The sequence below is a fragment of the Streptantibioticus rubrisoli genome (genome assembly GCF_024436055.1).
Lineage (GTDB): Bacteria > Actinomycetota > Actinomycetes > Streptomycetales > Streptomycetaceae > Streptantibioticus_A > Streptantibioticus_A rubrisoli.
Genome location: NZ_JANFNH010000014.1, coordinates 118,191 through 132,090, shown reverse-complemented (window position 1 = coordinate 132,090; position 13,900 = coordinate 118,191). Strand labels below are relative to the sequence as shown.

The 13,900-nt window shown below is 71.5% G+C and carries 9 protein-coding genes; 3 read left to right on the top strand and 6 right to left on the bottom strand.

Annotated features, from left to right (window positions below):
- Positions 1-527 precede the first annotated feature (527 nt).
- Complete coding sequence (locus tag NON19_RS15345; RefSeq protein WP_255928374.1) at positions 528-1,214, bottom strand: hypothetical protein; 687 nt, start codon at positions 1,212-1,214, stop codon at positions 528-530.
- Positions 1,211-1,834 carry an RNA polymerase sigma factor gene (locus tag NON19_RS15340; RefSeq protein WP_255928390.1) on the bottom strand — a complete coding sequence of 208 codons (624 nt, stop codon included), beginning with the start codon at positions 1,832-1,834 and terminating at the stop codon, positions 1,211-1,213. Before NON19_RS15340 ends, NON19_RS15345 begins: the two co-directional genes overlap by 4 nt.
- A 162-nt stretch (positions 1,835-1,996) precedes the next feature.
- Here NON19_RS15340 and NON19_RS15335 point away from each other — a divergent pair, with 162 nt between their 5' ends.
- From NON19_RS15335 to NON19_RS15325, 3 genes are all read left to right on the top strand, one after another.
- Entirely contained in the window at positions 1,997-2,686 is a 690-nt protein-coding gene (locus NON19_RS15335; RefSeq protein ID WP_255928372.1) for a hypothetical protein, read from the top strand.
- A 17-nt stretch (positions 2,687-2,703) separates the two neighbouring features.
- Entirely contained in the window at positions 2,704-4,869 is a 2,166-nt protein-coding gene (locus NON19_RS15330) for a bifunctional polysaccharide deacetylase/glycosyltransferase family 2 protein (RefSeq protein WP_255928370.1), read from the top strand.
- Between the two features lie 67 nt (positions 4,870-4,936).
- Entirely contained in the window at positions 4,937-7,258 is a 2,322-nt protein-coding gene (locus tag NON19_RS15325; protein ID WP_255928368.1) for a transglycosylase domain-containing protein, read from the top strand.
- 228 nt (positions 7,259-7,486) lie between these two features.
- Here NON19_RS15325 and NON19_RS15320 read toward each other — a convergent pair whose 3' ends face one another.
- Genes NON19_RS15320 through glyA form a run of 4 tightly spaced genes read right to left on the bottom strand, consistent with a single transcriptional unit; the run spans position 7,487 to position 13,887 of the window.
- Positions 7,487-8,095, bottom strand: a complete 609-nt coding sequence (locus NON19_RS15320) for a sarcosine oxidase subunit gamma (protein WP_255928366.1) — start codon at positions 8,093-8,095, stop codon at positions 7,487-7,489.
- Positions 8,085-11,363: a sarcosine oxidase subunit delta family protein gene (locus tag NON19_RS15315; RefSeq protein WP_255928364.1), complete on the bottom strand. Its 3,279-nt coding sequence runs from the start codon at positions 11,361-11,363 to the stop codon at positions 8,085-8,087. The genes NON19_RS15320 and NON19_RS15315 overlap by 11 nt, the downstream gene beginning before the upstream one ends.
- Positions 11,364-11,374: 11 nt before the next feature.
- The gene (locus NON19_RS15310; RefSeq protein WP_255928362.1) at positions 11,375-12,607 is read right to left on the bottom strand and encodes a sarcosine oxidase subunit beta family protein; all 1,233 of its coding nucleotides are present in this window, start codon (positions 12,605-12,607) and stop codon (positions 11,375-11,377) included.
- On the bottom strand, positions 12,604-13,887 hold the full coding sequence (gene glyA, locus NON19_RS15305) for a serine hydroxymethyltransferase (RefSeq protein ID WP_255928360.1): 1,284 nt from the start codon (positions 13,885-13,887) through the stop codon (positions 12,604-12,606). The genes NON19_RS15310 and glyA overlap by 4 nt, the downstream gene beginning before the upstream one ends.
- Between the last annotated feature and the right edge of the window lie 13 nt (positions 13,888-13,900).

Sequence of the window (13,900 nt, the reverse complement as noted above, 5' to 3'; positions counted from 1 at the left end):
CCCGAGCGGCCACCTCGTCCCGCGTCAGCCCGAGCTCCTGACGCCGCGCGGCCACCCGGCGCCCGAAGTCACTGCGCTCCGCCCCACCGGACCGGGGCGCGGTGCTGGCTGGTTCCTGCTCTGACATGGCGGTTCACTTTCTCCGCCCGGGTCGGCACGCGCCGAGTGGACCGTGAACGTCAGACGGCGTCCCTGTCGGGACCACCGTGGCCGTACCGCTGGACATTCCTTACCTCAGGATGGGATGAGCTCCCCAGATCCGCCACCGCAGCCCGTTGGGCGAAGCCAGCGCTGGCGGGGCGCCGCTGGCTCTGGTCCCCTGGAGAGGGTTGCGCCGACAGGCGCCCGCCCCGAAGCCCAGTTGGCCGGACCGAGCGCTGCTCGCCACACTCGCACGGCTCCTATCCCATGCCCTCGGCAGCCACCGGATCGTCACCCCACGCACTCTGCCCGCCTGGCACCAGCGCCTGGTAGAAGAAGACAAGCTCATCGGGGACTGCCTCAGCGCCAGCAAGCGAATCTCGCCGTCACTTCCCCTTCCCGTCCGTGGGCGACGGCCTGCCTCCCTGTTTGCCGCCGCCGTGGCCGCCCTTGTCGCTGGCCGACCCGAGCAGTGTGGCGCAGTAGTGGGCGACTGCCGCCTCGCTTCCCGCTGCCTGGATCAGGCGGTCCATGCCGCCGGGTTGGTGCCGGTGGGAAGCCCGGTAGGCGGTACACAGGCCGCGAAGTGACTGCGCGCCATCGTGTGGGTCCGCCCTCCCGGAGGGCGTCGGCGCGCCGACGGAGGCGCTGGCGTGCCCACCGCCGTCGGGCACCCCCGTGGGCACCGGTGGCGTCGAAGTTCGGGCCGATGCCGGGGCGGAGACGCCCGGCCCCGGCCCGTGCCCGCTGGAGAACGGCAGGCGCAGCGCGCCGGTCTGGGCGGCCACGGCCACCCCGCCGAACAGCGTCGCCGCCACCGCCGCGGCGACGCCCGCCCGCAACGAACCGGTCAACCGCCGCCGACGAGGCCTCCGTAGGCCCGCCCGCACGGTCCGGAAGGCAGCCACCGCGGCATCCTCCCCGTGGGCTGGCGACGGATCGTCGGCACCGGCCGCCCGCAACAACGCGGACAGCGTGCCGAGTTCGCCGCCGTCGACGAAGTCTTCCGCTTCGCAGCGCAGCAGTTGCTCGGCCGTGCGGTCGTCCACCGGGTTCCGCTTTTCGTTCTTCACGCGGTGTCCTTCCGCATCGCCGCTCGGCCCATCACCGGTTGCGGCGTCCGGCCCGCGCGCAGCATTTCCGCGAGCCGCCGCACTCCCCGGTAGGCGCAGACGCGTACCGCGCCCGGTCGCTTGCCCAGCACGCGTCCGGCGTGCTTGGCGTCCAGCCCCAGCACGACGCGCAGCAGGACGGCCTCCCCTTGTTCGCGGGGAAGGCTGGCGATCAGTGCCAGTGCGCGGTCGGTCGAAACCGCCTCTAGCGCCTCGGCCGCCGTGTCGGAGATCGAGGGCAACTCCAACAGGTCGCTCTCGTCGCCGCCGATCAGGGGTCTGCGGCCGGAGCGCCGCAGGTGGTCGAGTGCCCGGTTGCGGGCCACCTTGGCGGCCCACGCCCGGAACCCTTCGCCGTTTCCCCGAAAGGTGTGCAGGTCGCGCGTGATGTGCAGCCACGCCTCGGACATCACGTCCTCGGCGTCGGTGCCGCCCACCAGCGTGCGCACGTAGCGCAGCAGCATCGGCTGCAGCGCCCGGTAGACGCGTCGGAAGCCCTCCTCGTCACCGTCCTGCGCGGCGTGCACGGCATGGGTGAGGGCGGCCTCGTCCCACTTCCTCGCCTCGCGCACGGTGGTCATCCTGCCGTACGTCACGGGTGCCGCCACACCACGAGCCCGATTACTCATGGTTTCTCACAGCCTGTTCCGGGGGCTACGGGGTGGGGTGTAACACCTGCGGCCGAGTCGGCTCTTTATGGGGCGGTCGGCCGAGTGGGTCGACCAGGACAGGGGACACAACCCGTGCAGTGGACGGACGAAAGTGGCAGCTCGTACGGAACGGACCCGTACGGAAGCACGCACTCCTACCCGTACGCACCCGAGTACGGAGACGAGTGCGGCGCCCATGCCACCGCCGACACGGTCGCGATGCCCTGGGCGCCGGAGCGATTCCTGCCATGGGACGACCAAGTCCGAGAAACCTATGGAGAGTTCGCGTACGAGACATATCGTGCTGAATCCGCCTGGGACGGGCCGCACACCGTGCGGCCGCCGGGCTACGAGCCGTCCAGCCCGGACACATCCGACGACGAGGCGACGCAGCCGGTGTTCGTCGACTCCTCCGGGCGGCGCCAGCGCCGCGTGCGGCGGGCCGCCCGGCTGCTGGTGATCCCCGCTGGGGGCTATATGGCCCTGCTGGCCAGCACGCTGTTGGGCGGCCCCGCGCTCAGCTCCGCGTTCGTGCCGCTGCCCGACCCGCCCAGCCCGACGCCGCATCCCTCGGTGGCCGCGCCCGACGCCTCGCCACGGCCCACCCCCTCAGCCCGCAGCCGCACCACGGCGAAGAGCACCTCCGTCCACGTGGTGGCCGCCCGACCGAAGGACTCCGCCGCGCCCCCGGCGACCACGTCCACGCCCACCCCGTGGCCCAGCACCGCGGCACCGGCACCGAAGGCCACGCCCAGGGGCCGGTCCCACAAGCCCCTGAAGTGACCCCGAAAGCACCTGAAGTGACCAATCCCCACAGACGCCGCCACGGCCGCGTCCGTCAGATCACCCCGCGCACCCATTGGCTGCTGCTGAGCGTGCTCGCGGTGACGCTCTCGGCGGCCCTGCTGCTACAGGGCTACACCCACCACATGTTCGGCATCACACCGGACGAGGTGACCGGTGCCCGGGGCGCGAGCGACGCGGTGCCCGCACAGGTGGCCCAGGGCGGCCCGGTGATCGCCAACGCCGACACCTCCCCGCACACCGCCCGGGTGCGATCCCGCACCATCGCGCTGACCTTCGACGACGGCCCAGACCCGGTCTGGACGCCCCGGATTCTGGACATACTGCGCCGCAACCATGTGCACGCGACCTTCTTCCTCGTCGGGACCCAGGTCGTCGCCCACCCGGAGCTGGTCCGCCAGATGGTCGCCGACGGCGACCAGATCGGCGTCCACACCTTCGCCCATCCCAACCTCAGCAACCTTCCCCCCTGGCAGCGTTCACTGGAGCTGCGAGAGGCCCAACTGGCCGTGGTCGGCGCGGCCGGAGTGACCACCTCGCTGCTGCGCCCGCCGTACTCCTCCGAGAACGACGCGCTGGGCAACGCCGACTGGACCGTGCTCAAGCAGGCCGCCGCGGCCGGGTACACCACGGTCCTTTCCACCCAGGACGCCGAGGACTGGCAGCGGCCCGGTGTGGCCCGCGTCATCGCCAACGCCACACCGCGCGGCGACCGCGGGCAGATCCTGCTGATGCACGATGCGGGCGGCGACCGGTCGCAGACGGTCGCCGCGCTCGGCACCCTGCTGCCCCGACTCAAGGCGGACGGCTACCAGTTCGCGACGGTCAGCGAAGCAGTCGGCATGGCCGACCCGGTACGCGCCGCGGGGACCGGCGACCGGGTGCAGGGAACGGCTCTCATCTGGGCGCTCCAGGGCGGCAACTGGGTCGTGTGGCTGCTGGGCGCGCTGATGTACGCGGCCGGGGCGATCAGCGTGCTGCGCGCGGCCGTCGTACTGGTCGCGGCCCGCCGCCACCGGCGACTGCGGAACCGCCGCAGGGACCAGCCCTGGGCGCTTCCGGTGAACGAGCCGGTCAGCGTCATCGTCCCCGCGTACAACGAGAGTGCGGGCATCGAGGCGGCCGTGCGCTCACTGCTCGCCTCGGACAACCCGGTAGAGATCATCGTGGTGGATGACGGCTCCACCGACGGCACCGCGGACCTGGTGGAATCCCTGGGCCTGCCGGTGCGGGTGATCCGTCAGCAGAACGCGGGCAAGCCCGCCGCGCTCAACACCGGACTGGCCGCGGCCTCGTGCGAGTTGGTGGTCATGGTCGACGGCGACACGGTCTTCGAACCCGGCACCGTCCGGACGATCGTGCAGCCCTTCGCCGACCCCGGCGTCGGCGCCGTCTCGGGCAACGCGAAGGTCGTCAACCGCGGCGGCCTGCTGGGGCGTTGGCAGCACATCGAGTACGTGGTCGGCTTCAATCTCGACCGCCGCCTGTTCGACCTCGCCGAGTGCATGCCGACCGTACCGGGTGCGATCGGCGCGTTCCGTCGCCGGGCCCTGCTGGACCTCGGCGGCGTCAGCGAGGTCACCCTGGCCGAGGACACCGACCTCACCATGGCCCTGTGCCGGGCCGGTTGGCGCGTGGTGTACGAGGAGCACGCGAAGGCCTGGACGGAGGCGCCCGCCTCGCTCAACGCGTTGTGGCGCCAGCGCTACCGCTGGTGCTACGGCACCCTGCAGGCGATGTGGAAGCACCGCGGCGCGCTGGTGCAGCGTGGCGCGGCGGGCAAGTTGGGCCGCCGGGGCCTGGTCTACCTGCTGCTGTTCCAGGTGCTGATGCCGCTGCTGGCGCCCGTCGTGGACATCTTCGCCCTCTATGGTCTGATCTTCCTCGACCCGGTCCGGATCATCGGGCTGTGGCTGGCCTTCCTGCTGCTGCAGCTGCTGATCGGCCTGTACGCGTTCCGGCTGGACGGTGAGCCGCCCGGGCCGCTGTGGAGCCTGCCGCTACAGCAGTTCGTCTACCGGCAGTTGATGTATCTCGTGGTCATCCAGTCGGTGTTCACCGCCGTGGCGGGCACCCGGCTGCGCTGGCAGCGCATGGAGCGGTACGGGAGCCTGCGCGCCCCCGTGGGCACCGAACCCGCCGTGCCCGCCGACGCGACGTGAGCCCCGGCACCGCAGCACACCCCACCCGACATCCCCCACTGGTACTGACAGGACGGTGAACTCAGCCATGAGCGGTAACCGGCGACGGCCACCGCAACGCGACAACGACGGAACCCCCGCCCTGGGCCACCGCGCCCCGGGCGGCCGTGCCGCCCTGACCCGGTGGCCCTTCGCACCGCGTACGGCCGCCAGACCACAGGCTGGACGCAGCGCCCCGAGAGCCGCGCCGACCGGGCGCCGGTGGCTCGACTACCCGCGCTCCGGCCGGACCGGCCCGCGCCGCTGGCTGCCGTCGCTACGGCAGGCACTGGCGACGCTCCTGCTGTGCTGCGGCGCCTCGCTGGCGTTCGTCGGTTACGCCTACGCCTCGGTCACCATCCCCAACCCCAACCCCTCGACGCTGCTGCAGAACAACGTCTACTACTGGTCCGACGGCACCGTGCTGGCGACCGACGGCAGCGTCAACCGGCAGAACGTCACGCTCGGCCAGGTGCCACTGGACGTGCAGTGGGACTTCCTTGCCGCGGAGAACTCGTCGTTCTACACCGATCCGGGCATCGATCCCCAGGGCATCCTGCGCGCCGTGCTGCACATGGCCGAGGGCGGCTCCGTGCAGTCCGGTTCGACGATCACCCAGCAGTTCGTCAAGAACACCTACCTCGACCAGTCGCAGACCATCTCCCGCAAGTTCAAGGAGCTGCTGATATCGGCCAAGGTCGGCGCCGCCATGCCCAAGCAGCAGGTCCTCCAGGGCTATCTCAACACCTGCTTCTTCGGCCGGCAGGCCAACGGCGTGCAGGCAGCCGCCCGCATGTACTTCAACCTCCCGGTGCAGAAGCTCAACGTCAGCCAGGGAGCCTTCCTCGCCGCGGCCGTCAACCAGCCCAGCCTCTACCAGTACGCCGACTCCGACCCCAAGGCCAGGGCGCAGGCGCAGGAGCGCTGGTCCTGGGTGCTCGACCGCATGGTGAAGATCGGCAGGCTGACCCCGCAGCAGCGCGCCAAGTACACCGCCGCCGACTTCCCCGTCCCCAGGAGGTGGACCCCCGGCTCGGGGCTGAAGGGCCAGAACGGCTATCTGGTGGCACTGGCCAGGTCATATCTGCAGCAGCAGGACAAGAACATCACCGACAAGAGCCTGAGCAGGGGCGGCTACCAGATCTACACCACGTTCGACCGGCGGCGGACCGCCCAGCTCAACCAGGCCGTCGACAAGGTCAGCAAGGAACGCCTCGACCCCGCCCACCGGTCCGCCGACCGCGACGTCCAGGTCGGAGCGGCCTCCGTCGACCCCGTGACCGGCAAGATCCTCGCCGTCTACGGTGGTCCCGGCTTCGACCAGGGGCACTACTCGGACAACGCCGACACCACCGGCGTCCCCGTCGGGTCGACCTTCAAGCCGATCGTCCTCGCCTCCGCGCTCCAGCACGGAGCCGTACTGCAACCCGGCAAGCCCGCTCAACCGATCACCCCGGCCAGCAAGTTCAACGGTGACGACGGCATCCAGATCAAGGACCAGCAGGGCAACTACGTCACCGACACCAACGACCCCTCCGGATACCTCCACCAGCACAACGACACCAACCAGGCCTGGGGCTACATCGACCTGCGCAAGGCGATGGAGCAGTCGGTCAACACCCCGTACGTGCAACTGGGAGAGGACGTCGGCTACCACAACGTGGCGACGACGGCGGAGGACCTCGGCCTACACGCTGACAGCCTCGCCGCCCCCAGTGCGGGCTTCTACATCGGCACCTCGACCCCGAGCGCCGTCCGGATGGCCGGTGTCTACGCGACCTTCGCCGCCGACGGGATGCGCGCCACGCCCTACTCGGTGACCAAGGTGACCTACGACGGCACCCCACTGCCCGACTTCGCCCCACCGGCCCCGGTGCGTGCCCTGCCCTCGGCGGTCGCGGACAACGTGACCAACGTGCTCCAGGGCGTCATCGCCCGCGGCACCGGTACCAAGGCCCAGGCACTCGGCCGCACGGCGGCGGGCAAGACCGGCACCACCGATGACTACCAGTCAGCCTGGTTCATCGGCTACACCCGTCAACTCGCCACATCCGTCGTCCTGTTCAGGGAGGACCCGAACCACCCGCGGTTGTTGTCCCTGGAAGGTGTCGGCGGTCTGCAGAAGGTGTTCGGCGGCGACATCCCCACCGCGATCTGGACCCAGTACATGGGCGCCGCCCTGGCCGGGCAGCCCGACGTTCCGTTCCCCGCACCCGAGCCGCTCGGCCCCACCACCGACGAACCCGGCGCCCCGTCTCCCTCGGCTCATCCGCCAGCGGCAACGCCCCCGACCAAGCGCGACACCCCGAGAGGAACGACCACCACCCGGCGGCCCCCGACCGGATCCAATTGCCACCACAAGTGCCATTGATCCCCGAGCAGGCGACCGGGCATCCCGCCCGGTCGCCGGGGTATCGGCTGACGCCGAACGCCTCGGGCGTGAACGCCTGCTGGCGCACCGGCCCGGCGAGCCGTCGCCTACCGAGGACTCAGCCCCCGCTACGAGCGCCATCCCCGCGACCACCTGGCCTTTATCGGCCTCGCCGCAGCCGATGTGCTGCCACAGGCGACTCGTCCGCCTCGCACAGCGGGCGCGGTCCTACTCGGGCACCGTGACGTGCTCCGTCGCCGCGTCCAGCAGCCATTCCGCCAGGTAGTCGGCGAACGACGAGCGCACCAGCACCCAGAACCCGGACCGCGGTTGGTCCCGGGCGACCAGCACCACCTGGGCACGGGCCAGTGTGCTCTGCGCGCACCGGCCCGGCCCGAAGGCGCGGGGGTGCAGATCGAGGGAGCAGCCGTGCGCCAGCAGGTCGCGGGCCGCGGGGCCGGACACCAGCAGTGTGGTGCGCTGGGCCGAGACGTCGGTGACCGCTCCCGGCTCGTCCCCGATGGCCGCGCGCAGCCGGGCCTCCAGGTCGCCCGCGGTCCCGTCCGGGCCGACGACCAGCCACTCGTCGGGTCCCAGCCACAGCACGGTGCGGCCTCCGCCGCGGACGCAGGTGCCGGGCTCCGTCGGCAGCGGCAGGCCCAGCGCGAGCCGGACGGCCTCCGCCGCGGGGCCCTTGGGGTCGAGCCGGACGTTGATCTGCGCGAGGTACGGCAGTTCGGCCAGGCGCAGCGCCCCGCCGGACTGGCGGGTGGCCCTCGCCAGGCGCCCGGCCAGGTGGGCCAGCGGGCTGCGGCGGGTCACGGTGTCAGCTGCCATCACGGCGGGCCCCCTCCGGGTCGTAGAAAACAGGGTTGGCGACGGTCACCGGGACCAGTTCCTCCCCCACGGGGACGTACAGGCGCTGCCCGACGCGCTGGCGTCCGCCGCGCACCAGGGCGAGCGCGAAGGTCCGGCCGAGCGTGGCGCTGCGGTAGCTGGAGGTGACGTGGCCGAGCATCGGAACCGGCGGCTCGGGAAGCCGGTCCCGCTCGACCAACTGGCCGCCCTCCGGCAGCAGTACGCTCGGGTCCTCCGGCAGCAGGCCGACCAGGTGCTTGCGGTCGGTGCGCGCGGTGTCCACCCGGGAGTGACTGCGCTTGCCGACGAAGTCGGACTTCTTCTTCGACACCACCCAGTCCATGCCCATATCCTGCGGGGTCACCGTGCCGTCGGTGTCCTGGCCGACGATCGGGTAGCCCTTCTCAGCGCGCAGCACATGCATGGTCTCGGTGCCGTACGGGGTGATGCCGAGCGGTTCGCCCGTCGCGCTCAGTGCCTCCCACAGCGCCTGTGCGTGCCAGGGTGACACGTTGATCTCGTAGGCCAGTTCGCCGGAGAAGCTGATCCGGCACACCCGGGCGGGGATGCCTGCGACCTGGGTGTCGCGCCAGGACATGAACGGGAAGTCGGCCGCGCTCACGGCCAGTTGGGGTGCGAGTTCGGACAGCACCTCGCGCGAGCGCGGGCCGACCAGGGCCACCGTGGCCCACTGCTCGGTGACCGAGGTGCAGCGCACCCGCAGTTCCGGCCACTCGGTCTGCGACCACTCCTCCATCCAGTCGAGTACCGCCGCGGCGTTGCCCGTTGTGGTGGTGACCAGGAAGCGGTCGTTGGCGAGCCGGATGACGGTCCCGTCGTCGAAGACCATGCCGTCGGCGCGGCACATCACGCCGTAGCGGATCATGCCGACCTTCAGCGTACTCATCATGTTGGTGTAGAGCCGGTCGAGGAAGACGCCCGCGTCCGGTCCCTGGACGTCGATCTTGCCGAGGGTGGAGGCGTCCATGAACGCCACGCCCTCGCGGGCCGCCCGGCATTCACGCGCCACCGCGGCCGCCATGTCCTCCTCGCCCGATGGGTAGTACCAGGGGCGCTTCCACTGCCCGACGTTCTCGAACACCGCCCCGCGCCGTACATGCCAGTCGTGCAGTGCGGTCACCCGTACCGGATCGTGCAGCGCTCCGCGGTCGCGACCGGCGAGTGTCGCGAAGCCGACGGGGGTGTAGGGGGCGCGGTACGTCGTGGTGCCCAGCGCGCCCATGTCGACGCCGAGCAGATGGGCGACGACACCGCTGGTCAGCACGCCTGACGTCTTGCCCTGGTCGTGCGCGGTGCCCGCGGTCGTGTAGCGCTTGAGGTGCTCCACGGATGTCAGGCCCGCACCGGTCGCCCGTGTGAGGTCGGCGACGGTGACATCGCGCTGGAGGTCCACGAAGTGCGTGGCGGAACCGTTGCGGCCCGGCACCAGCCACAGGGGCTGGGCGGGGGCGACAGGTTCGTCGGCTTCCGGCACGGACGGCAGGGGCAGCGGCTCGGCGACCGCGTAGCCCTCCTCCTCAGCCGCCCCCTTTCCCGCCTCGGCACCGTCGGCGAGGCATCCGGTCAGGTCGAACACCCCCCGGGCGGCACCGGCGACCCGCACCGCCTGCCGGCAGACGTCCGGTGTGAACGCGCCGATCGCGGTGTCGTAGCGCAGCCGTCCGCCCGCCTGGCTGAACAGGTGCACCGCGGGGTTCCAACCACCGGAGACCAGCAGCAGATCAGCGGCGAACTCCCGGTCGGGGCCGGTGGGTTGACCGTCGCGCAGCGCCCGTACGGTCACCGACGACACCCGCCCCTCGCCCGCGGTGCCGGTCACGGCGTGCCCGGTGAGCACCTCGATTCCGGCGCGTGCGGCACGTTCCGCCGCACCGCCGGGTGCGGGGCGGGCATCGGCGATCGCCGCGATGTGCACGCCCGCCGCGGCGAGGTCGAGCGCGGCGGCGTAGGCGCTGTCCCCGGTGGTGAACACGACCGCCCGGCGGCCGGGCAGCACCGCGTGGCGGTTGAGGTGGGTGCGGGCGGCGTCCGCCAGCATGATTCCTGGACGGTCGTTGTCCGCGAAGGCGATGGAGCGCTCATGCGCACCGGTCGCCAGGACCACCTGGCGTGCTCTGATCCGCCACACCCGCTCGCGGGAGATGTGCGCGGGGGCCGCGTCGCCGAGGTGGTTGGTGCGGCGCTCGACGGCCAGCAGATGGTTGTCGTCGTAGTAGCCGAAGACCGTCGTACGGCGCAGCACCCGCACCTCGTCCCGTGCCGCCAGTTCGGCGCCGATGTCGGCGGCCCAGTCGAGCAGTTGGGCCGAGCCCAGGAGGCTGCCGCCCAACTCCGGCCGCTCGTCGGCGAGTACCACCCGCGCCCCGCCGCGCGCGGCGGACGCCGCCGCCGCGAGGCCCGCCGGCCCGGCTCCGACGACCAGCACATCGCAGTGCGTGTGCATGGCGTCGTAGCGTGCCGGGTCGGGTTCGCCGGCGAGCCGTCCCTGGCCGGGCAGGCTGCGGGCCACCAGCCCGTCGTGGAGTTCCACGGTCGTCGCCGGAAGCATCGGCTCGGGAAACGGCTCCTCGATCTGGACGACGGCGGTCGGTTCCTCGCTGCCCGCCGAGAAGATGCCGCGCGGGCGGCCGAGCCTGACGCTGCTGGCGAGTTGGTGGACGCCGTTGGCGAGCAGGGCGGAGGCGAGGGTGTCACCGCGGTAGCCCTGGTACTCCACTCCGTCGAAGCGGAAGCGCAACGGTTGGTCCCGGTGGATCCGGCCGCCGGTGGGCAACCGGAAGGGCTGGCGGACCGCGGGCCGCTCGACCGGCTCCACGACGGCGGTCCTTCGGTCAGCGGCCGGGTCGCCCACCGCCGCGCGGGCGGCGCCAACCGTTCCCTCGGGCGCGCGGCCGAGGGAATCGTCCCGCGCGCCGCGCCGCGGTGCCGCGGACCGCGGCGCGGCCCCGGGTCCGTGGTCGGGTCGTGCCTCACCGACGCGGTACACGGCGAGTAGCTCGTTCGTCGCCGTGTCCCGTACGGCGTTGAACCAGCGGCGGCAGCCCGCCGCATGGCTCCAGCGCTCGGCGTGCGGGCCCTTGGGATTGTCGCGGAAGAACAGGTAGCGCGCCCACTGCTCGTCGGTGAGGGCGGCGGGGTCGTCAGGGTAGGGCACATGGGCCTGACCGCCGTAGTGGAACTCGGCCTCGTCGCGAGGCCCGCACCAGGGGCATGGGATGAGCAGCATCGTCGGGCTCCTCAGTGGGCCACCGCGGCCGCGCCGTGCTCGTCGACGAGCGCGCCGGTGGTGAAGCGGTCGAGACTAAAGGGCCTGGCCAGCGGGTGGGGCTCGTCATGGGCGATGGTGTGCGCGTACACCCAGCCGACACCGGGCGTGGCCTTGAAACCGCCGGTCCCCCAACCGCAGTTGAGGTACAGCTGGTCCACCGGTGTCAGACCGACGATCGCGGAGGCGTCCGGGGTGACGTCCACGATCCCGCCCCAGGTGCGCAGCACATGCGCACGGGCGAAGACCGGGAACAGTTCCAGTGCCGCGGCCATCTGGCGTTCGATGATGTGGAACGCCCCGCGCTGGGTGTAGGAGTTGTAGGTGTCGATGCCAGCCCCCATGACCAACTCGCCCTTGTGGGCCTGGCTCACGTAGACGTGCACCGCGTTCGACATGACGACGGTGGGATGCACCGGCTCCAGCAGTTCGGAGACCAGCGCCTGCAACGGGTGGCTCTGCAAGGGGAGTTCGAACCCGGCCATCGCGGCCAACACCGAGGAGTGGCCGGCCGCGCAGAGCGCCACCTTCCCCGCCGCGATCGGCCCCAGCGAGGTCCGCACACCGGTCACCCGGCCGTCGCTGACGTCGATTCCGGTGACCTCGCAGTTCTGGATGAGGTCGATCCCGGCCTCGTCCGCCGAGCGGGCCAGGCCCCAGGCGACGTGGTCGTGCTTGGCGATGCCCGCGCGCGGCTGGTAGGTGGCACCCAACACCGGATAGCGGGTGTCCGGCGAAGTGTTGACGATCGGGCAGACCCGCTTGACCTCGTCGGGGTCGAGCCACTGGGCGTCGACGCCGTTGAGCCGGTTGGCCTCCACCCGGCGCACGCTGTCCCGGACGTCCTGGAGGCTGTGGGCGAGGTTGAGCACTCCGCGCTGGGAGAACAGCAGCGGATAGTCCAGTTCGTCCTCCAGTCCCTCCCACAGCTTGAGCGCGTGCTCGTAGATCCCGGCGCTGGCGTCCCACAGGTAGTTGGAGCGGATGATGGTGGTGTTGCGGGCCATGTTGCCGCCCGCGAGCCAACCGCGTTCCAGCACGGCCACATCGGTGATGCCGTGGTTGCGGGCGAGGTAGTGAGCGGTGGCCAGGCCGTGTCCGCCGCCGCCCACGATCACCACGTCGTAGGAGCGCTTGGGCTCGGGACTGCGCCACAGCCGGTCGGGATGCTCCGGCAGATCGGCACCGGGGGTGCGGGGGCTCATCGCGCGGCTCCTGACAGGTGCGGATAGAGCGGATGCCGGGCGGCGAGCGCGGCCACCCTGGCACGCAGCGCGGTCATGTCCGGGGTCGGCCGCAAGGTCTCGGCGATCACCCCGGCGACCTCGGTGAACTCCTCGTCGCCGAAGCCGCGAGCGGCCAGGGCCGGAGTGCCGATGCGCAGACCGGAGGTGACCATGGGCGGCCGCGGGTCGAAGGGCACCGCGTTGCGGTTGACCGTGATGCCGACCTCGTGCAGCCGGTCCTCGGCCTGCTTGCCGTCGAGTTCGCTGCGCCGAAGGTCTACCAGGACCAGATGGACCTCGGTGGATCCGGTCAGCACGCGTACCCCCGCCTCACCGGCGTCGTCGGCGAGCAGTCTTCTGGCGAGGATCCGCGCGCCCTTGAGGGTCCGCCGCTGTCGCTCGCGGAACTCTTCGGTGGCGGCCAGCCTGAACGCCACCGCCTTCGCCGCGATGACGTGTTCCAGCGGCCCGCCCTGCATACCGGGGAACACAGCCGAGTTGATCTTCTTGGCGAGATCGGCGTCGTCGGTGAGCACCACTCCGCCGCGCGGGCCGCCCAGCGTCTTGTGCGTCGTCGTGGTGGTCACATGCGCGTACGGCACCGGATTGGGGTGCAGACCCGCCGCCACCAGACCTGCGAAGTGGGCCATGTCGACCATGAGGTAGGCGCCCACCTCGTCGGCGATCCGCCGGAAGGCGGCGAAGTCCAGCTGCCGCGGGTACGCCGACCAGCCCGCGATGATCAGCTTGGGGCGGTGCTCCTTGGCCAGCCGCTCCACCTCGTCCATGTCGACCAGGCAGTCGGACTCGCGTACGTGGTACGGCACCACGTTGAACATCCGTCCCGAGTAGTTGATCCGCATCCCGTGGGTCAGATGCCCGCCGTGCGCGAGATCCAGACCGAGGATGGTGTCACCCGGTTCCAGCAGGGCGAAGAACGCCGCGGTGTTGGCCTGGGCGCCCGAATGCGGCTGCACGTTGGCGTAGCCCGCGCCGAACAGCGACTTGGCCCGTTCGATCGCCAACCGCTCGGTGGTGTCGACGTGTTCGCAGCCGCCGTAGTAGCGGCGGCCGGGATAGCCCTCGGCGTACTTGTTGGTCAGGACCGAGCCCTGGGCCTCCATCACCGCGACCGGAGCGAAGTTCTCCGAGGCGATCATCTCCAGGGTGGACTGCTGGCGGACGAGCTCCGCGCGGACCGCCGAGTGGACCTGCGGGTCCAGCTCGGCGAGCGGCGCGTCGAGGATGTGTGCGCTCACGTTCTTCCCTTCG

Bases quoted from the DNA above. Each gene is read 5' to 3' on its own strand.
- NON19_RS15340 (WP_255928390.1), bottom strand. From the start codon at position 1,834: ATGACCACCGTGCGCGAGGCGAGGAAGTGGGACGAGGCCGCCCTCACC.
- NON19_RS15325 (WP_255928368.1), top strand. From the start codon at position 4,937: ATGAGCGGTAACCGGCGACGGCCACCGCAACGCGACAACGACGGAACC.
- NON19_RS15320 (WP_255928366.1), bottom strand. From the start codon at position 8,095: ATGGCAGCTGACACCGTGACCCGCCGCAGCCCGCTGGCCCACCTGGCC.
- NON19_RS15315 (WP_255928364.1), bottom strand. From the start codon at position 11,363: ATGCTGCTCATCCCATGCCCCTGGTGCGGGCCTCGCGACGAGGCCGAG.
- NON19_RS15310 (WP_255928362.1), bottom strand. From the start codon at position 12,607: ATGAGCCCCCGCACCCCCGGTGCCGATCTGCCGGAGCATCCCGACCGG.